The 19,242-nt window shown below is 57.4% G+C and carries 17 protein-coding genes and 1 pseudogene; 9 read left to right on the top strand and 9 right to left on the bottom strand.

Annotated elements, in window-relative coordinates; translation table 11 throughout:
- Positions 1-7: 7 nt before the first annotated feature.
- From AC2FJF_RS19585 to ychF, 7 genes are all read right to left on the bottom strand, one after another.
- Positions 8-529 carry a thioesterase family protein gene (locus AC2FJF_RS19585; protein WP_496726834.1) on the bottom strand — a complete coding sequence of 174 codons (522 nt, stop codon included), beginning with the start codon at positions 527-529 and terminating at the stop codon, positions 8-10.
- Entirely contained in the window at positions 513-1,319 is an 807-nt protein-coding gene (locus AC2FJF_RS19580; protein WP_496726833.1) for a cyclase family protein, read from the bottom strand. Before AC2FJF_RS19580 ends, AC2FJF_RS19585 begins: the two co-directional genes overlap by 17 nt.
- Before the next feature lie 111 nt (positions 1,320-1,430).
- On the bottom strand, positions 1,431-4,214 hold the full coding sequence (gene fdhF / locus AC2FJF_RS19575; RefSeq protein ID WP_496726832.1) for a formate dehydrogenase subunit alpha: 2,784 nt from the start codon (positions 4,212-4,214) through the stop codon (positions 1,431-1,433).
- A 13-nt stretch (positions 4,215-4,227) separates the two neighbouring features.
- Positions 4,228-5,931 carry an NAD(P)H-dependent oxidoreductase subunit E gene (locus AC2FJF_RS19570; protein ID WP_496726831.1) on the bottom strand — a complete coding sequence of 568 codons (1,704 nt, stop codon included), beginning with the start codon at positions 5,929-5,931 and terminating at the stop codon, positions 4,228-4,230.
- A gap of 85 nt (positions 5,932-6,016) precedes the next feature.
- Positions 6,017-6,898 carry a LysR family transcriptional regulator gene (locus tag AC2FJF_RS19565; protein WP_109312573.1) on the bottom strand — a complete coding sequence of 294 codons (882 nt, stop codon included), beginning with the start codon at positions 6,896-6,898 and terminating at the stop codon, positions 6,017-6,019.
- A 69-nt stretch (positions 6,899-6,967) separates the two neighbouring features.
- Positions 6,968-7,477 carry a GNAT family N-acetyltransferase gene (locus AC2FJF_RS19560; RefSeq protein WP_496726830.1) on the bottom strand — a complete coding sequence of 170 codons (510 nt, stop codon included), beginning with the start codon at positions 7,475-7,477 and terminating at the stop codon, positions 6,968-6,970.
- A 7-nt stretch (positions 7,478-7,484) separates the two neighbouring features.
- A complete protein-coding gene (gene ychF / locus AC2FJF_RS19555) occupies positions 7,485-8,582 on the bottom strand; it encodes a redox-regulated ATPase YchF (RefSeq protein WP_496726829.1) in 1,098 nt (365 codons plus the stop codon).
- Positions 8,583-8,780: 198 nt separating this feature from the next.
- On the opposite strand from ychF, the gene AC2FJF_RS19550 reads away from it, so the two are divergent.
- The 9 genes and pseudogenes from AC2FJF_RS19550 to hmuQ all read left to right on the top strand — a co-directional run bounded on the left by AC2FJF_RS19550 (position 8,781) and on the right by hmuQ (position 17,272).
- Positions 8,781-9,266 carry an acyloxyacyl hydrolase gene (locus tag AC2FJF_RS19550; protein WP_496726828.1) on the top strand — a complete coding sequence of 162 codons (486 nt, stop codon included), beginning with the start codon at positions 8,781-8,783 and terminating at the stop codon, positions 9,264-9,266.
- A gap of 79 nt (positions 9,267-9,345) precedes the next feature.
- Complete coding sequence (trpA, locus tag AC2FJF_RS19545) at positions 9,346-10,137, top strand: tryptophan synthase subunit alpha (protein ID WP_496726827.1); 792 nt, start codon at positions 9,346-9,348, stop codon at positions 10,135-10,137.
- A 154-nt stretch (positions 10,138-10,291) separates the two neighbouring features.
- Positions 10,292-11,458: an alpha-hydroxy acid oxidase gene (locus AC2FJF_RS19540; RefSeq protein WP_496726826.1), complete on the top strand. Its 1,167-nt coding sequence runs from the start codon at positions 10,292-10,294 to the stop codon at positions 11,456-11,458.
- Positions 11,459-11,725: 267 nt separating this feature from the next.
- Positions 11,726-12,382: a 50S ribosomal protein L25/general stress protein Ctc gene (locus AC2FJF_RS19535; protein ID WP_496726825.1), complete on the top strand. Its 657-nt coding sequence runs from the start codon at positions 11,726-11,728 to the stop codon at positions 12,380-12,382.
- Between the two features lie 162 nt (positions 12,383-12,544).
- Positions 12,545-14,463, top strand: a pseudogene (locus AC2FJF_RS19530) (DUF3604 domain-containing protein).
- Between the two features lie 90 nt (positions 14,464-14,553).
- Positions 14,554-15,234, top strand: coding sequence for an aminoacyl-tRNA hydrolase (gene pth, locus AC2FJF_RS19525; protein WP_496726824.1), 681 nt, complete (start codon positions 14,554-14,556; stop codon positions 15,232-15,234).
- Between the two features lie 82 nt (positions 15,235-15,316).
- Positions 15,317-16,480, top strand: a complete 1,164-nt coding sequence (locus AC2FJF_RS19520; protein WP_496726823.1) for a serine hydrolase domain-containing protein — start codon at positions 15,317-15,319, stop codon at positions 16,478-16,480.
- Positions 16,481-16,489: 9 nt separating this feature from the next.
- Positions 16,490-16,867: a DUF2237 family protein gene (locus tag AC2FJF_RS19515; RefSeq protein WP_496726822.1), complete on the top strand. Its 378-nt coding sequence runs from the start codon at positions 16,490-16,492 to the stop codon at positions 16,865-16,867.
- A gap of 84 nt (positions 16,868-16,951) precedes the next feature.
- Positions 16,952-17,272, top strand: coding sequence for a heme-degrading protein HmuQ (gene hmuQ / locus AC2FJF_RS19510; RefSeq protein WP_496726821.1), 321 nt, complete (start codon positions 16,952-16,954; stop codon positions 17,270-17,272).
- 31 nt (positions 17,273-17,303) lie between these two features.
- Here the strand turns inward: hmuQ and AC2FJF_RS19505 are convergent, their stop codons facing one another.
- Together AC2FJF_RS19505 and trpB are read right to left on the bottom strand one after the other, a co-directional pair.
- Positions 17,304-17,951: a class I SAM-dependent methyltransferase gene (locus tag AC2FJF_RS19505; RefSeq protein WP_496726820.1), complete on the bottom strand. Its 648-nt coding sequence runs from the start codon at positions 17,949-17,951 to the stop codon at positions 17,304-17,306.
- A 26-nt stretch (positions 17,952-17,977) separates the two neighbouring features.
- Positions 17,978-19,225: a tryptophan synthase subunit beta gene (gene trpB / locus AC2FJF_RS19500; RefSeq protein WP_108860968.1), complete on the bottom strand. Its 1,248-nt coding sequence runs from the start codon at positions 19,223-19,225 to the stop codon at positions 17,978-17,980.
- Positions 19,226-19,242: the final 17 nt, after the last annotated feature.

The raw sequence follows: 19,242 nt of genomic DNA, 5'->3' as shown, positions 1-19,242 counted from the left end.
CCTCAGTTCACTTTCTGCGGATGCCGATCGGGTGTCCGACCTCTGGGGCCGGGTCGATCGCCGCATGATCCCTCACCATGCTCTGAAGACGCGCGACGGCCCAGTCCGGATAGGGAACCGACCGGCCGGTCGTATGGCTGACATTCATGAACAACGCTTCCTGAGTGGCGCAGATAGTACCGTCTTTTTCAGACACCATCTGTGCGAAATAGTGGCCGCGTTTGTGATCTGCGTCCAGCATCCGAAACCGGATGCTAAAGGCCTCACCCTCAAGTATTTCGCGCAGGAAATTCATGTGGGATTGCAAAATATAGGGCCCCTGCCCCATCGCATTGACCTGCGCCTCACCCAACCCAAGGTGATCTACCATCAACAGCTCCAGCGCATTGTCGAAGGCGACGCCGTAGTAGCCCACGTTCATGTGACCGTTATAGTCAATCCACTCGGGGCGCGCCTTGAACCAACGGAATTCAAGCGGGGCATCATAAGGTCCGTCATGCCCGGCCAGCGTTTCAGGCGTCAGTTGCATCAAGTGCTCCTTCTTGGGTCTCAAAGATTGCGACCGCGCGGATAAATCCGGCTGAGGCCCCTTTTATCTTGAAGGGGAAACAGGAAATCTCGAACCCAGTTGGCGGCAAGGTTTCAAGGTTCGTCAGTTTTTCCATGTGACAATAGCCAACCTCCATCGAGGCCCGGTGCCCTTCCCAAATAATCGATGCATCTTGCGTCTCAGCATACTCCTGAGCGGTCAAGGGAAACGGTGCGTCCCAGCTCCAGGCGTCGGTTCCTGTCACGCGCACCCCGCGTTTAGTCAGATACAGCGTTGCCTCGCGCCCTATGCCGCATCCTTTGGCCAGATAGTCCGGATGCCCATAACGCGTGCCGGCCGAGGTATTCACGACGACGATATCCAACGGCTGCAATTCGTGACCAATCCGTTTCAACTCGGCTTCGACATCGGCGGCGGTCGCCACATAACCATCGTCGAAATGGCGAAAATCCAGTTTCACGCCGGGGTTCATGCACCATTCCAGCGGCACCTCGTCAATGGTGATCGCGCGCTCGCCTTTGTTCATGGTCGAGTGATGATGGTAGGGCGCGTCCAGATGGGTGCCATTGTGCGTGGCGATCTTAAGGCGTTCGATGGCCCAGCCCTCGCCGCCGGGCAGATCATCTTTCTGCAGGCCCGGAAAGAAGGACATGACTTGTTCGGCGGTCTGGTCATGGGCCAGATATTCGATTTCCGGCAGCATGATCGGCGGATCGGACACAATCCCGGTTTCCAACGGAACGGATAAATCGACGAAACGGCGTGCCATGTAAATCTCCTCCACCAAGAACGGTGACAGGGTTGGCCGCAGGTAAGCTGCTGTCAAGGAAAGAAAAAGGCGACCCAATGGGCCGCCCTTCCAATACTGTATGTGACGGATTTACTCCGCCGCGATGGCGTCTTCGATCTTTTCGACGCGAATGGCCGAGAACTTGAACTCGGGGATCTTGCCGTACGGATCGATGGCCGAGTTGGTTAGGATATTCGCTGCCGCCTCGACATAGGCGAACGGAATGAACACCATATCTTCGGCGATCGCCCGGTCGGCTCGAACCATGATTTCGATCGAGCCGCGCCGCGTGGTGAGACGGATCATTTCGCCCGGCTCGATCCCCATCAGTTTCAGCTGGCGCGGGTTCATCGAACAGTTTGCTTCCGGTTCCACAGCATCCAGAACGTTGGACCGGCGGGTCATCGACCCGGTGTGCCAGTGTTCCAGCTGACGGCCGGTTGTTGCAATCATCGGGTATTCCTCATCCGGCGCTTCATCCGGCGGAATGACACTGGCCGGGGTGAACTTGGCCCGTCCGTCTGTCCGCGGGAAGCCATCACCGAACACGATCGCCTGTCCCGGATCGGTTTCACTGAGCGACGGATAGGTGATCGTCTCGGTCTCAAGCCGCTCCCAGGTGATGTTGTCGAGTGACGCCATGGTCAGCTTCATCTCGGCAAAGACCTGAGACACATCCGTGTAATCCCAGTTCAGACCGATCCGCTGCGCCAGCTCAACGGTGATTTTCCAGTCCTCACGCGCCTCACCCGGAGGTGCCACAGCCGGACGCACACGCTGAACCTGACGGTTGGTGTTCGACACGGTGCCGTTCTTTTCATACAGCGCCGAGGCGGGCAGGATGATGTCGGCATAGTTGGCCGTTTCGGTCAGGAAGATATCCTGCACAATCATCAGTTCCAGCTTGGCCAACGCTTCCCGTGCGTGACCGACATCAGGGTCGGACATAGCCGGGTTTTCACCCTGAATATACATGCCCTTGATGTTACCCGCATAGGCCTGATCGATGATCTCGGTCACGGTCAGGCCCTTCTCGTTAGAGAAGTCGTCCGAGTTCCAGACGTTGTTGAACTTGGCTCGAATGCCGTCATCCATAACCGACTGATAATCCGGCAGGAACATCGGGATCAGACCCGCGTCAGACGCGCCCTGCACGTTGTTCTGGCCACGCAGCGGGTGCAGACCCGCGCCGGGTTTTCCAACATTGCCGGTCATCAATGCCAGCGAGATCAGGCATCGCGAGTTATCGGTGCCGTGAATGTGCTGACTGACGCCCATACCCCAGAAGATCAGACCAGCCTTGGCCTGCGCGAAGGTACGCGCGACACGGCGCAGCTGTTCTGGCTCAATGCCACAAATGGGCGCCATTGCCTCGGGCGTGAAGGCGCGCAGATGCTCTTTTTCGGCTTCCCAGTTCTCGGTCCAGCGGTGGATGTACTGGCTGTCGTACAGCTCTTCCTCGACGATCACGTTCATGATCGCGTTGAGCATCGAGACATCAGCACCCGGACGGAACTGCAGCATCTCGTCCGCGAACTTGCGCATACCGACGCCGCGCGGGTCCATCACGATCAGCTTGCCACCGCGCTTGGTGAACTGCTTGAAGTATGTTGCTGCCACGGGGTGGTTCTCAATCGGGTTCGCGCCGATGATGATAACCACATCCGAGTTCTCGACCTCGTTAAAGGTGGCGGTCACCGCGCCTGAGCCCACGTTCTCGATCAGCGCCGCCACGGACGAGGCATGGCACAGACGGGTGCAGTGGTCGACGTTGTTGTGCTTGAAGCCCTGACGAATGAACTTCTGGAAAAGATAGGCTTCTTCGTTGGTGCATTTGGCCGAACCAAAGCCAGCGACGTTGCGCGGATCTTGATCACGCAGCGCCTTCAGTTTGGAGGCTGCCAGATCCATTGCCTCTTCCCAAGTCGCCTCGCGGAAATGGGTCGACAGATTACCCGGATCGACGTTCAGGCCCTTCTCAGGCGCATCCTCACGCCGGATCAGAGGTTTGGTCAGGCGGTGTGGGTGGTGGATATAGTCAAAGCCAAAGCGACCTTTGACACACAAGCGGCCTTCGTTTGCCGGGCCGTTAATGCCTTCGACATACTTGACCTTGCCGTCCTTGACCTTCAGCGAGACCTTACAGCCGACGCCGCAGAACGGGCAGACGCTTTCGGTCTCGGAATCGTAGTCTTTGCTGTCGCCCTGCTGCTTTTCGTCCAACACAGTGGCTGGCATCAGCGCACCAGTCGGGCAGGCCTGAACACATTCGCCACAGGCCACACAGGTCGAATCCCCCATCGGGTCGTTCTGGTCAAACACCACCTGCGCGGTGTGTCCACGACCGGCCATGCCGATCACGTCATTCACCTGCACGTCGCGACAAGCACGGACGCAGAGGTTGCAGTTAATGCACGCATCCAGATTGACGCGCATCGCAACGTGGCTGTCATCTAGCAACGGTATTTTGTCGGCCTCTTTCGCCGGGAAACGGCTGTCGCTGACATCGTTCAGCTTGGCCATATCCCAGAAATGGCTGGATTTATCGTGCGCCTCTTCGGGTTGGTCGGCGACCAGCAATTCCATAACCATGGCGCGCGATTTCTCGGCCCGTTCGCTATCGGTTATTACCACCATTCCGTCCGCAGCCGGACGGATGCACGAGGCGACCAGAGTGCGCTCGCCCTCCACCTCGACCATACAGGCGCGACAGTTGCCATCCGGTTTATAGCCGGGTTGAGGCTTGTGACATAAGTGCGGAATGGTGAACCCCTGCCCCTTGGCGGCTTCCCAGATGGTCCAGCCCTCGGGCACGGTGACATCATCGCCGTTCAGGTTGAAGGTGACGGTCTTGGTTGGGCTTGCATCAAGCATGGCTCTGTCTCCCTCAGATTTCGTCAGCGAAATGTTTCATGACCAGGCGGATCGGGTTCGGGGCCGCCTGCCCCAGACCGCAGATCGAGGCATCGCCCAAGACCTGGCACAGGTCTTCCAGCAGGTCCTGATCCCACTTGTCGGCCTGCATCAGCTTCACGGCCTTTTCGCAGCCTGCCCGGCAGGGCGTGCACTGGCCGCAGCTTTCATCCTCGAAGAAGCGCAGCATGTTCAGTGCCGCATCACGTGCGGTGTCCTGATCGGAGAGAACCACCACGGCGGCGGACCCGATGAAGGTGCCCAGCGGCTGCAGCGTGTCAAAGTCCAGCGGGACGTCATCGATGGATGCAGGCAGCAGACCCGAAGACGGCCCGCCCGGTTGATATGCCTTGAACACGTGGCCTTCAGTCATACCACCGGCGGCCTCGATCACATCGAGAATGGTAGAACCCGCCGGCAACAGGTAAACACCCGGCTTGGCTACGCGACCCGAGATTGAGTAGCTGCGCAGACCCTTACGGCCATTCTTTTCTACGGAACTCAGAATCTGCGGACCTTCGCGGCAGATTTTAGAAACCCAATACAGCGTCTCGACATTGTGCACCAATGTCGGACGATTAAAGACCCCAACCTGCGCCACAAACGGAGGACGGTGACGCGGCAGGCCCTTCTTGCCCTCGATCGACTCGATCATCGCGGATTCTTCACCGCAGATGTAAGCGCCAGCACCCCGGCGCAGGTCGATGTAACCCGGCTCAACGATCCCGGCCTCTTCCAACGCAGCGATCTCGCGGGCGAGGATTTCCAGCACCGCCGGGTATTCATCACGCATGTAGATAAAGCAGGTCTCTGCCTCGACCGCCCAAGCGGCGATCAGCATGCCCTCGAGGAAGACATGCGGCGTGCGCTCCAGATAGTAACGGTCCTTGAACGTGCCGGGTTCGCCCTCGTCACCGTTCACGGCCAGATAGCGGGTGCCTTCGTTCATGCGAACAAAGCCCCATTTCTTGCCGGACGGGAAGCCAGCACCACCCAGACCGCGCAGGCCTGAGGACAGAACGTCTTCTTGTACTTTCTCCCAGTCGCCGCTCTCGCGCAGCTCTTTCAGCTTGGCGTAGCCACCGTTTGCCGCATAGGCACCAAAGGTTTCGTAATCGGGCAGATGGGCGTGAGTATCACCGGCGGCAATTGCGGCCTGCACCTTTTCAGGGGTCGCATGATCGATGTGGTTGTGACCAATCTCAAGCACCGGGGCCGTATCGCAACGCCCCATGCAAGGCGCGCGCACCACACGCACTTCGGATACATCCAAGCCATCTTCCAGCGCCTTCTGCAACTGCTGGGCACCGGCCATTTCGCAGGAGAGAGAGTCACAGACACGGATCGTCAACGCAGGCGGCGGCACCTCGCCTTCTTTCACCACGTCGAAATGGGCATAAAACGTCGCGGTCTCATAGATCTCGGCCTGACCGATCCGCATCTCAACCGCCAGCGCGGCGATATGGTCGGCGCTGATATGGCCGTGCTCATCCTGGATCAAATGCAGGAATTCGATCAACAGATCGCGACGACGCGGGCGGTCGCCCAGTAGGCGCGCAATCTCGGCCTGCGCCTCATCCGTGAACTGACGGCCTTTGGGCGTATGCCGCCCTTTGCCTTTACCTGACTTCCAGACGCCCTTGGGTGCGCCTGATGGCTTGGTATCTAATGGTGCCATGATGCCCTCCGATTAAGGCTCCGTGTCTCATCAGAATAGTATATCGTCAAATCGCTTATCGCTATCGCACGATAACGACACCTTATCACCGCAAAGACGTCACAACAGCGCGCAAAGCCCCGACCGTCGGCAATTCCGGGTCTCGGCTTAAGGTGGCCAGACAAATCGGTTTACTTACAACAGGATCGACCAGAGGCAGCACACGCGTCCCCTTAAGATCACCCAGCGCACGCACCAGAACGCGGGGGACAACTGTGGCTGCCAGCCCTTCACGCGCCATGACCATTGAGGCAGTAAAGCCACTGGTTTCAGCGACCACTTGGGGGTGGAGACCCTGCTCAGCGAAGATGCGGTCCAGTATGCGACGATTCTGCATCTGCGGCTCAAGCAGGCTGAGTGGAAACTCGGCGACCTGTGTCCACGGGATCGGCCCGGTTTCTTCGGTCATATGCGACGGTATCAACAGCACGTAAGTCTCTTCGTACAACGGCTGAACCTGCCGCAAGTCGGTGCCAATGCTGTCGCCATAAGTGATACCCGCATCCAGACTACCCTCATCCAACCGGTGCTGAATGGACGAGGCCGACATGGTTTCGATCCGTGTGACAACGCGCGGATGCGCCTGATGCAGCCGCTTGATCAGCCGTCCGGTAAAGGCAATCGCGGTTGGGATTACACCCAGTTTGAGTGTCCCGGTAATCTCTCCCTTCGAGGCCAGAACCTGCTGTTCCAGCGCCTTTGTCTCATCCAGAATGCGCCGCGCGCGCTGGACGATCATCTCGCCTTCTTCAGTCAGGCCCTGAAACCTGTTGGCGCGGCGCACGATTGAGACACCCAGCCGGTCCTCGAGATTCCGAATACGCATGGAAAACGCTGGCTGAGAAATTCCGCATTCCTCGGCCGCTTTGGCAAAATGGCGATGCCGGGCCAAGGCGCTAAGCAATTGCAGGTCGCGGATTTCGATCATGTTTCGGTATCCCAAGGTGAGGCCAGAAACCCAGATTAGCGGCTTTTACGTTGGGGGAAAGCGATGCGTTCAGGTCAAAGACAAGGCATAGACATTGTTGAGATAGCCCTGGTCTGCAATCCGGAACTGGGTCTCGCCAATCTGTACAAACCCATTGGCCAGATAGAAGGCGATGGCCGGATCGTTTTCTGCATTGGTGGTCAACCAGACGGAATCGGCCCGTTTCTCTCGGCAATGCGTCAGCGCTGCCGCAAGCAGGCGCGTGCCGATCCCTTTGCCGTGATGACGCGGCTGAACATAGAACGTCGAAATTTCCATACCCGACCACCCCACGACAGGGGCATCACAGACCGGAGAGACGCGAATGAACCCGTCGATCCCCTGTGTATTATTCGACACCAGAATGAACTCTTCCGGATCGCTGATCAGGGCACCGATACGCGCTGGCGTGAACTCGGTCAGCGCGTAATCCGCGAAAAAACCGCTAACCCCGCGTTTGAGATAGGTGCCAATCCAGACTTCAATCGAGATCGCAGCGATGCTTGACGCATCTGAATGGTCCGCTTCACGCAGGGTCAATCGGCACTCAGGTATTGAACAAAAAGTGCATCACATCGCCGTCTTTGACGATGTAGCCCTTACCCTCGGCCCGCATCTTGCCTGCTTCCTTTGCGCCTTGTTCACCATTGGCAGCGATATAGTCGTCATAGGCGATCGTCTCAGCGCGAATGAAACCTTTTTCGAAATCCCCATGGATCACACCAGCGGCCTGCGGCGCGGCGGTGCCCGTGCGAATGGTCCAGGCGCGGGCCTCTTTCGGGCCAACGGTGAAATAGGTTTCCAGCTTGAGCAGGTCATAGCCGGCACGGATCAGACGGTCGAGGCCGGGCTCTTCCAGACCCATTTCTTCCAGGAACATCTGTGCCTCGTCTTCTTCCAGAAGGCTGATCTCTTCTTCGATCTTGGCACTGATGATGACGTGTGAATTGCCTTGAGCAGCGGCCATTTTAGCCACTTTGGCGGAGTATTCATTGCCGTCGGCCGCTTCTTCTTCGGACACGTTGCAAACATAGAGAACCGGTTTTGTGGTCAGCAGCTGCAGCATCGTCCATGCTTTGGCGTCTTCGTCGGAAACTTCGACCAGACGCGCGGGTTTGCCGTTTTCCAGCATCGCTTGCGCCTCGGCCAGCAAGCGTTCCTGCTGCTGCGCCTCTTTGTCATTGCCTTTCAGCTTGCGCACCAGATTGGCGCGGCGCTTTTCGATGCTCTCCAGATCGGCCAGCATCAGTTCGGTCTCGATGGTGTCGGCATCGGCCACAGGATCAACGCGGCCGTCCACGTGGGTCACATCGCCATCTTCGAAACAGCGCAGCACGTGGGCAATGGCGTCGGTTTCACGGATGTTCGCCAGAAACTGGTTGCCCAGCCCTTCACCTTTCGAGGCACCCTTCACCAGACCCGCAATATCCACAAAGGTCATGCGCGTCGGAATGATTTGCTTGGAGCTTGCGATAGTGGCCAGCTTGTCCAGCCGGTCGTCGGGGACGGCCACATCGCCCACATTGGGTTCGATCGTGCAGAACGGGAAATTCGCCGCCTGCGCAGCTGCGGTTTTGGTCAGCGCATTGAAGAGGGTCGACTTACCCACATTCGGCAGACCCACGATTCCCATTTTAAAGCCCATGACGGCCTCCTGCATAGCATTCGAGCGCAGCTTCTATGCAGGTCGGGCACAATGCGCAAGCCAGCGGGCGCATTAGGTACGCAAGAGCGTTTTGACAACACAATTGATTGTCACGGCTTTGTGCGCTTGCGCACATTGAAACGAGAGCACTAGAATCACCAATTAGCAATCTAGAAAAATTGAATAGTGAATGCTGACATGAGATCTTTCGTTCTTGCCCTTGGGGTTCTTTTCGCCACGACCTCCGCACACGCACAATCAGTTGTCTTCGGTGCCGGATATGCAGATTTTTCCGAAAGTGACGCAAAAGACCAGGCCGCCTTTTCGGTCGAATACCATCATCGCCCTTTCTACGAGGCAACGCGCCTGTCCGCGACATGGGGCGGTGCGCTGACCGTGGACGAAGCCGGTGACGTCCATGTGGGCGCTGGCCTTATCGGTACATATAGCTTCGCGGAACGCTGGTTCGTAGAGGGCAGCGTCATGCCCGGCTATTTCTCTGAATCAGAGGAACTGAACGACCTCGGCGGCAGTTTCCAGATCCGCAGCCTGTTGGGCGTCGGTTATACGCTGAACAGCGGCAACAAAGTCTCTCTTGCGATTACGCATAAATCGAATGCAAGCACGCAACAGGAAAACCCGGGCGTCAATTCTGTGCTGCTGCGATACCACCTTGCGTTCTAGGGGCTTCGCAGCGAACCGGGATTGATTTCTTTTCAAAGTTTCTGCACATCAGGTCTGAACCTGATTGCAAGGACAGCTTATGACCCGTATCGACGCCAAGTTCGCCTCTCTGAAAGAACAGGGAAAGAAGGCGTTCGTCGCCTACATCATGGCCGGAGACCCAGATTTTGAGACTTCGCTTGAGATCGTAAAGGGCCTGCCCGGCGCAGGTGTCGATGTCATCGAACTGGGCCTGCCCTTTACCGATCCAATGGCAGACGGCCCGACGATCCAAGCCGCCGGTCAACGCGCACTGGACGGTGGAATGACCTTGCAGCGAACCTTGGATCTGGCCCGCGCCTTCCGCGAGACCGACGATACCACTCCGATTGTGCTGATGGGCTACTACAACCCGATCTATAACCGCGGCGTCGATAAGTTCCTTGCAGATGCCAAAGAGGTCGGCATTGACGGTCTGATCGTCGTCGACCTGCCACCAGAAGAAGATGAAGAGCTATGCCTGCCCGCACAAGCTGCAGGTCTGAACTTTATCCGTCTGGCCACGCCAACAACCGATGACAAACGCCTGCCGCGCGTTCTGCAGAACACATCGGGTTTTGTGTATTACGTGTCAATCACCGGCATTACCGGTGCGGCCGAAGCCCAAGCTACAAATGTTGGCCCCGAGGTCGCCCGCATCAAATCCGCAACCGATTTACCAGTGATCGTCGGGTTCGGAATCAATACACCTGAAAAATCACAGGCAATCGCAACTGTTGCTGATGGTGCAGTGGTCGGCTCTGCTATCGTCAGCCAGATCGCTGCGGGCAAGCCCACCGGCGAAGTATTGGATTTCGTGAAATCTCTGGCTGACGGCGCACACTCAGCCTGATCGAGACCTGATCAATTTTCAACGCGGTCGGCCCTGTCCGGCCGCGTTTTTTTCTTGCCCGTAATACATGGCGTCGCATCGCAAAGTCTCGGCGTTGCGAGGGCCTCAAATGGTTGGTAAACAAAAAGAACCAATCCTGCGAAGGCCGAAAAATATGCCCGTTATTACCAATATCGAAGACCTGAAACGCATCTACGAACGGCGCGTGCCACGCATGTTTTTCGACTACGCCGAAAGCGGCAGCTGGACCGAACAAACCTTCCGCGAGAACAGCTCGGATTTCGAAGATATCAGGCTGCGCCAGCGGGTCGCCGTGGACATGGACAGGCGCTCGACCGCATCGCAGATGATCGGACAGGATGTTGCGATGCCGGTGGCTCTGGCCCCCGTTGGCCTGACAGGCATGCAGCACGCGGACGGTGAGATGAAGGCCGCAAAGGCTGCCGAGGAATTCGGCGTGCCCTTCACCCTGTCAACCATGTCGATCAACTCGATCGAGGATGTCGCAGGGCATACAAGCAAACCCTTTTGGTTTCAGCTTTATGCAATGAAGGATCAGGATTACGTCGGTCGCCTGATCCAGCGCGCCAAGGATGCCAAATGTTCGGCATTGGTCATCACCTTGGACCTGCAAATTCTGGGGCAGCGCCACAAGGATTTGAAAAATGGCTTGTCCGCGCCGCCGAAACTGACCGCCAAGACAATTGCAAACCTCATGACCAAATGGGCTTGGGGGATCGAAATGCTGGGTGCACATCGGCGCGAATTTGGCAATATCGTTGGCCATGCCGAGGGCGTCTCTGACGCCTCATCGTTGGGCGCGTGGACGGCAGAACAATTCGACCCCAGCCTCGACTGGAAGAAGGTCGAAAAGCTGATGGAACAGTGGGGCGGCAAGGTGATCCTGAAGGGCATTCTGGATGCCGAGGACGCCAGGATGGCAGCTAAACTGGGCGCAGATGCCATCGTTGTTTCAAACCACGGCGGGCGACAGTTGGATGGAGCGCTCAGTTCGATCCGTGTTTTGCCTGAAATCATGGACGCAGTTGGTGGTGACGTCGAAGTCCATCTGGACAGCGGCATCCGGTCCGGGCAGGACGTTCTCAAAGCGCTGGCACTTGGGGCCAAGGGCACTTACATCGGTCGCGCTTTTGTCTATGGGCTGGGTGCGATGGGCCAACAAGGTGTCACGACTGCGCTGGACATTATCCACAAAGAGCTGGACACCACGATGGCCCTGTGCGGCGAGCGGGATGTGAGCAGTCTGGGTCGTCACAACCTGCTGATCCCCGAGGATTTCGGCGGCCGATGGCAAGCCTGATCTCGCAAGACCTTCCAGCAAACCTTGTTAAAGGGGGCTCTGCCCCCACCGCAGCAAGCTGCGATTCCCCCGGGATATTTTCTGCCAGATGAAGCAGGGGATCCGATCTTCATCTGGCCCCAAATATCCCGGAGCGCGAGGCAGAGCCTCGCAAAGTATGAAGACCGCTAAAAACCCCTTTTCAAACCTGACAATTCAAGCTAAGGACGCGGCTTCACGCGGGCATACAGCCTTGGAGGATGCCCGCCCTAACATTGGAGAATTATCATGGCTGGAGAGATTCCTGATCTCGTAGCTCTGGAACGGACGGGGACAGGCAAGGGCGCCGCTCGTCAGGCACGCCGCGACGGCATGGTTCCGGGCATTGTATTTGGTGGCGACAAAGAACCGCTGCCGATTCAGATCCCGTTCAACGAACTGTTCAAGCGCCTGAAAGCTGGCCGGTTCAAGTCGACCCTGTGGAACCTGAAAGTTGAAGGCCAGGAAGACGTTCGCGTCATCTGCCGCGACGTTCAGCGTGACGTCGTCAAAGACCTTCCGACCCACCTGGATCTGATGCGCCTGCGTCGGACCACTAAGATCGCGCTGTTCATCCCGGTTGAGTTCATCAACGAGGAAGAAGCACCCGGCATCAAAAAGGGCGGCGTTTTGACGGTTGTCCGTCCGGAAGTCGAACTGCTGTGCACCGCTGGTGATATTCCTGAGAAGATCACTGTTGACGTGACCGGCATGAACATCAACGACGTTGCCACCATTTCGTCGGTCGACCTGCCCGAAGGCACCAAGCCGACAATCGACCGTGACTTCGTGATCGCGAACATCTCGGCACCGACTGGTTTGTCGACAAGCGACGACGAAGAGGGTGAAGAAGGTGAAGTGGCCGCAGACGAAGTTGAAGTCGTCGGTCAGGAAGCCGAAGAGTAAGTTCAGGCTTAACTGTACTGGAAATGAAACGGGGTTCCATCGGAGCCCCGTTTTTTTCAAATGCACATTTTCGCATTTGATCGCAGACTGTGCTAAGTTCGCTGCCAGTGGCCCAATTGGAATGCCACCAGCTCATCGAATAGTTCAGCGTAGCACGCGATCATGAGACCCCAATCAAATTTTCTACCAGCCCTAATTTCAATGGCCGTCAGCGTCGGTTTCGGATCTTCGGTCACTGCGCAAGTGCAGGACACTCTGCCCAGTAAGGATGACGTTGCTGAACGTTTCACGTCTGATCATTTCTCGCCATATGCCGGTAGAAACTTTCCGACCCGACCGCTTTGGGGTGACACACATCTTCATACCCAGGTGTCCGTTGACGCCGGAACCATGACCCGTCTTAGCCAAGAGGACGCGTTTCGGTTCGCGCGAGGCCACGAAGTCACTACGACGCATGGATTGCAGGCAAAGCTTTCCCAACCACTGGATTGGCTTGTAGTCTCGGACCATGCCGAAATGTATGGGCTAATGCCCCAGTTACTTGGCGGGGATCAGAATGTTCTGTCGACCCCGCAAGGCAAAGCCTGGTACAACGCGCTTACCAGCAACGACAACGACATTGTCTTTGCCACCGCTATGGAAATCGTGGCGTCGTTGTCCGGGAATGAGCCCCCGATCGACAATCCCAAAGCCATCAAGGACGCTTGGCAGAACTATACGGCCCTTGCGGACCAGTACAACGAGCCCGGCGTCTTTACCGCTCTAATCGGTTACGAGTGGACGTCTGAGGGCGGAGACAACATCCACCGCAACGTGATCTTCCGGGATGCTGCGGCCAACGCCAATCAGGTACTTCCGTTCTCGCAATTCGACAGTAAGAACCCTGAAGACCTATGGGCACACCTGGCCGACTATGAGGATCGGACAGGCGGTGACGTGCTTGCAATTCCCCATAATGGCAACCTGTCCAATGGTCGCTTGTTTTCAGTTTCGAACTTTGACGGGACGCCCTTATCGGAAGAAAACGCGCGCCTGCGTGCACGGTTCGAACCGGTCATCGAAACTACGCAGATCAAAGGTGACAGTGAAGCGCATCCGTTTCTCAGCCCGATGACGAATTCGCGGATTTTGACACGTGGGACGCGTCAAACCTGAACGGGACCGAAGCCAAAACTCAGGACATGTTGCAATACGAGTATTCCCGCGAGGCTTACAAAACCGGTCTGATGCTGGAAGAACAACTGGGCATCAACCCCTACAAGGTCGGTCAGATTGGTTCGACTGACGCGCATACTGGCATGGCAGCCGTGGAAGAGGAGAACTTCTTTGGCAAGCATTCCGGCGTGGAACCGGAGCCAAACCGCTGGGAACATTTGGTTATCGAAGCCCCCGACCCCGAGTTCTCAATCTATGGCTGGAAACAGGCCTCGGGTGGATATGCTGCTGTTTGGGCCATGGAGAATACCCGCGAGGCGATCTTTGACGCGCTCGAGCGGCGCGAAGTCTACGGCACCACCGGTTCGCGTATGCTGGTGCGGTTCTTCGGCGGCTGGGATTTTGCAGAAGAAGATGCTCTGTCTCGCCTGCCTGCCGATCTTGGCTACGCTAAGGGCGTACCGATGGGTTCGGATCTACCCGCCAGAACCGGCGACGGTGCACCGAATTTCCTGATCGCAGCGCTGAAAGACCCCTATAGCGGCAATCTCGACCGTGTACAGGTCATCAAAGGGTGGCTGAACGCAGACGGGACGCGCGGAGAAAAGGTCTATGACGTGGCATGGGGCGGAGATCGTGTGCCCGACGCAGACGGAAAATTGCCTTTGGTCGGGAACACGGTCGATGTGGGAAACGCGACTTGGACCAACACAATTGGTGCACCGGAATTGATCACCTATTGGCAGGACCCGGATTTCGACCCGTCGCAGCGGGCCTTCTACTATGTCCGCGTCATCGAAATCCCGACGCCGCGCTGGACGGCCTATGAGGCCAAAAGGTTCAACGTCCAGATGGATGCCGACGTGCCGATGACCACAACCGAACGCGCCTATACCTCTCCGATCTGGTACACGCCCAAAGGCTGAAGCTCGTCTTTTGCACCTTGCCATCACTGGATTTTCGATCCATTTCGGGGCATGAGGGGCAAGTCCTACTAGGAGGCGCAGAGCAGAGTCATGAAACTTTTTGTCGGACTGGGAAATCCGGGGCAGAAATACGCCCGGAACCGGCACAATATCGGGTTCATGGCACTGGACAGGATTGCCGACGATCACGGTTTCGGCCCGTGGAAATCAAAGTTCCAGGCAGAAATCGCCGAGGGGCGGTTGGGCTCGGAAAAGGTGCTGCTGATCAAGCCACAAACCTTCATGAACCGCTCGGGTCAATCCGTGGGTGAGGCCATGCGCTTCTATAAGCTGGACTCGACAGATGTGACCGTTTTTCACGACGAGCTGGATCTTGCGCCCGGTAAGGTGCGTGCGAAAGCAGGTGGAGGTCACGCCGGGCATAACGGTCTGCGGTCGATCCATGACCATATCAGCCCGGCCTATGATCGAGTTCGTCTGGGCATTGGGCATCCGGGCCGCAAAGAACTGGTCTCGCCTTATGTCCTGAGTGACTTTGCCAAGGCAGATTCGGATTGGCTGGAAGACGTCTTGCGGGGGGTTTCCGACGGTGCCGGTCATTTGGCAGATGGCGATGGTGGCAGATTCATGAACGCGGTCGCATTGCGCACCGCACCGCCACGGTCATCAAAAACCGCTGCGGCCTCCTCGAAATCGGTCGCTGCAGCTACGCCTGAACCCGAGGCGGACACCAGGTCCGCCATGCAAAAACTGATGGACAAGTTCAAGTAAGGCCAACGATGGTGCCGCTACGTCTCAATTGCGAACTGCGCCAGTCCGCGCTCCAATGCACACCAAAAGCGGGAGGTAACATATGCGAACCCTGATGAAATGGGTGCTGCGCATCGTTTTGATGTTGGTGCTGGCAGCGGTGGTCGTTGGCGTTTGGAAACGCGAAGAGATTCAGCGCCTGATGGCAGTGAACTCTTTGTTTTCCGAAGAAAAGATCATTTACAACTTCTCTCACATGGATGACGCCTTCCTGACTGTCGACCTGCCAAGGGGGGAAGGTGCGACATTCGAACTGCCCTACGGCCCCGGTTTTGACCTGCCCGAGGGCACGGACAAATGGGTCGAAGACCGGGCCGTAACCTCTTTGCTGGTGATGCAGGACGGGCAGATCAGGTTCGAAGAATACTATTTGGGGACCGCCCCCGAGGATCGCCGGATATCCTGGTCGGTCGCCAAAAGCTATCTGTCCGCCCTGTTCGGCATCCTGATGGCCGAAGGCGCCATCGACTCGCTGGACGATCCGGTGGTCAAATACGCCCCGAAACTGCAGGGCACCGCTTATGACGGCGCAACGATCCGCAATGTTCTGAACATGGCCAGCGGTGTGACCTTCGACGAGGACTATCTGGACTACAACTCCGACATCAACCGAATGGGTCGCGTCGTCGCCCTGGGTGGAGAGCTGGATGACTTTGCCGCCTCGCTGAACGAAACGTTCGTCGAGCCCGGCGAGACATGGCAATATGTCTCGATCGACACCCACGTTATCGGCATGATTGTTCGCGGTGCGACGGACCGATCTGTGGCTGATTTGCTGACCGAAAAGATCATTGAACCTCTGGGCCTTGAACGCGACGGTTACTATGTCACCGATGGTGCCGGCGTGGCTTTCGTCCTGGGCGGGTTGAACTTCACCACTCGCGACTTTGCCCGGTTTGGACAGATGATCCTGCAAAACGGCGAGCATAACGGTCAGCAGATTGTACCCGCCGATTGGATTGCGGAATCCGTTTTTCCAAGCGCCCCCACCAAGGCCGGAGAGATCGGCTATGGCTATCAGTGGTGGATCCCCCTTGGCGCGCATGAAGGTGAGTTTCTGGCCCGTGGCGTATATGGCCAGTACATCTATTTCGACCAACCGCGCGGTGTTGTTATCGTCGCAACCGGGGCTGATCGCAATTTCCGCGACGATGGTGTCAACGAGGCGAACATAGAAATGTTCCGCACGATCGCTCAAAGCCTGTAAGGTGTGCTCATGCAAAAACTGGACAGCATAAACGTTCTGGGGGGCGTCCTTGCCCCCTGCTCCCGCGATCCACAGACCGGGTTTTTTCGGGACGGGGCCTGTAACACCTGCGCCGAAGATCAGGGCAGTCACACGGTCTGCGCGGTCATGACGGCCGAGTTTTTGGCCTATTCCAAATATGTCGGCAATGACCTGAGCACACCGCGCCCTGAATTCGACTTTCCCGGTCTCAAACCCGGTGACAAATGGTGCCTTTGTGCCGGGCGTTTCCTGCAGGCCCATGACGAGGGCTGCGCGCCCCAGGCCGACCTTGAGGCCACGCATCAGCGGGCGCTGGACATCGTCCCTATTGGAATCTTACGCGAATACGCCGCGAAACCCGATTGACCTCGGGGACAAAAACACATCAAAGAAACCCGCCAGCCGACACTTTGTTTAGCAAGCGCAAAACCGTTAAAAACGAGGTAGGCTATGAGCTTTATCGCCATAAACCGCTTCAAAGTCCGTTTGGGCAGCGAAGCCGATTTCGAATCCGTTTGGAAAGACCGCGAAAGCCGCTTGAAAGAACTGCAAGGGTTTCAGGAGTTTCGCCTTCTGAAAGGCCCCGAAGGCGACGGATATCGGCTGTATTCCAGCCATGTGATCTGGGACAGTCGCAGCGATTTCGAAGCCTGGACCAAGTCCCAACAATTCCGGGATGCGCACAAAAACGCTGGCAACGGCAAGACGCAGTCGGCTCTTGTGGGCCCACCTCAGTTCGAGGGGTTCGAAACGGTTTTGCATCAGAACTGATCAATCCATGTCGCCAACACCGGATTGATGTTTACACGGCGCGCGCCAGATAGCCACGCGATGTGCGCGAGGGCGGACCAGTTGGAAAACTGTGCTCCGCCTCCAGCAGCCACCCCGCATCCTTTAGCATCTTGGCCACCTGTTGCGGCCTGTAGGACCGGTGACGCCATTGAAGCCAGATAATCGCGTTGCACCAGTGCGGTTTGCTAACGACCAGCCATAGCTTTGCCGCTGGCGTGGCCTGCCTGCGCATGTGGTGTAGGGCATCGGTGGGGTCGCTGCAATGTTCAAGGACATGGGCGGCGAGAATGCAATCAAATGGCTCGGCTGGGTGAAATTTCTCCAACCGTGATCGGGCAGTCTGGGTCGTAACGCCCCTTTGGGCCAATGCACCCTCGGCCTGTTTCAGCATTTTCCCGGATGGCTCGAGTAGAGTGACCCTACCTTTGGGTTGAATGACTGCACGTGCCTCGGCAAAAGCGCCGGTCCCGCACCCGACATCCAGCCCGTTCCGGCCTAAATCATCTGCTGAACCAGTCGACAGAAATCCCAGATAGGCGTCGAAATAGCCCAGCAAACGCATTTTATCCGCCCAGCCGGGTGCCGCGGCATCGTATTTTTGATCGAGTCTATCTGAACTGGACGCGTCCTGCATGCCCACCAGCGTGGCATGAAACACCCGGGACTCAAAGCCCCGGGCGATAGTTAGCCAGCCGTACGTCCTTCGGTATCGGACATGTCGAAGTTCAGGTATTTGGCCACAGTCTGAACGTCCTTATCGCCGCGCCCGCACATGTTCATGCAGATCAGGTGATCCTTGGGCAGCTCTGGCGCGATCTTCATAACATGTGCCAGCGCGTGGCTGGGTTCCAACGCGGGGATAATGCCTTCGGTTGCACAGCACAGCTGGAACGCTTCCAGCGCCTCTTTGTCGGTGATCGAGACATAGTTCGCGCGACCGATGTCATTCAGCCAGGAATGCTCAGGCCCGATGCCGGGGTAATCCAGACCGGCCGAGATCGAATAGCCTTCAAGGATCTGGCCGTCATCATCCTGCAGCAGGTACGTGCGATTACCGTGCAGCACACCAGGGCGACCGCCGGTCAGCGAAGCGCAATGCTCCATCTTTTCGTTCACACCTTTGCCGCCCGCCTCAACACCGATGATGTTGACGCTCTTGTCGTCAAGGAACGGGTAGAACAGACCCATCGCATTCGACCCACCGCCGATGGCGGCGATAAGCGTATCGGGCAATCGGCCTTCGGCCTTTTGCATCTGCTCCTTAGCTTCCTTGCCGATGATCGACTGGAAGTCACGCACCATCGCCGGATACGGGTGCGGGCCCGCCACAGTGCCGATGCAGTAGAACGTGTCGCGCACATTGGTCACCCAGTCACGTAGCGCGTCGTTCATCGCGTCTTTCAGCGTGCCTCTGCCGCTCGTCACCGGAATCACTTCGGCACCCAGCAAACGCATACGGAACACGTTGGGCGCTTGACGCTGTACGTCATGCGCGCCCATGTAGACCACACACTTAAGGCCAAACTTGGCGCAGACGGTGGCGGTGGCCACGCCGTGTTGCCCTGCCCCGGTTTCCGCAATAATTCGGGTTTTACCCATGCGCCGCGCCAGAATGATCTGGCCCAGAACATTGTTGATCTTGTGTGCGCCGGTGTGGTTCAGCTCATCGCGCTTGAGATAGATCTTCGCGCCGCCCAGGTGCTCAGTCAGGCGTTCCGCGTAGTACAGCGGCGAGGGGCGACCCACGTAGTTCGCCCACAGATCGTCCATTTCAGCCCAGAAAGTCGGATCATCCTTGGCCTTCTCATATTCCTCTTCCAGCGACAGAATCAGCGGCATCAGCGTTTCGCTGACAAACCGTCCGCCGAAGATGCCAAAGCGGCCCTGTTCGTCGGGACCGGACATGAAGGAATTGAATAGATCGTTGGCCATGGGTGTCTCCCTCGTCG

This window comes from Ruegeria sp. CDSB013 (assembly GCF_059611165.1).
This window is presented reverse-complemented; position numbering and strand designations above follow the sequence as displayed.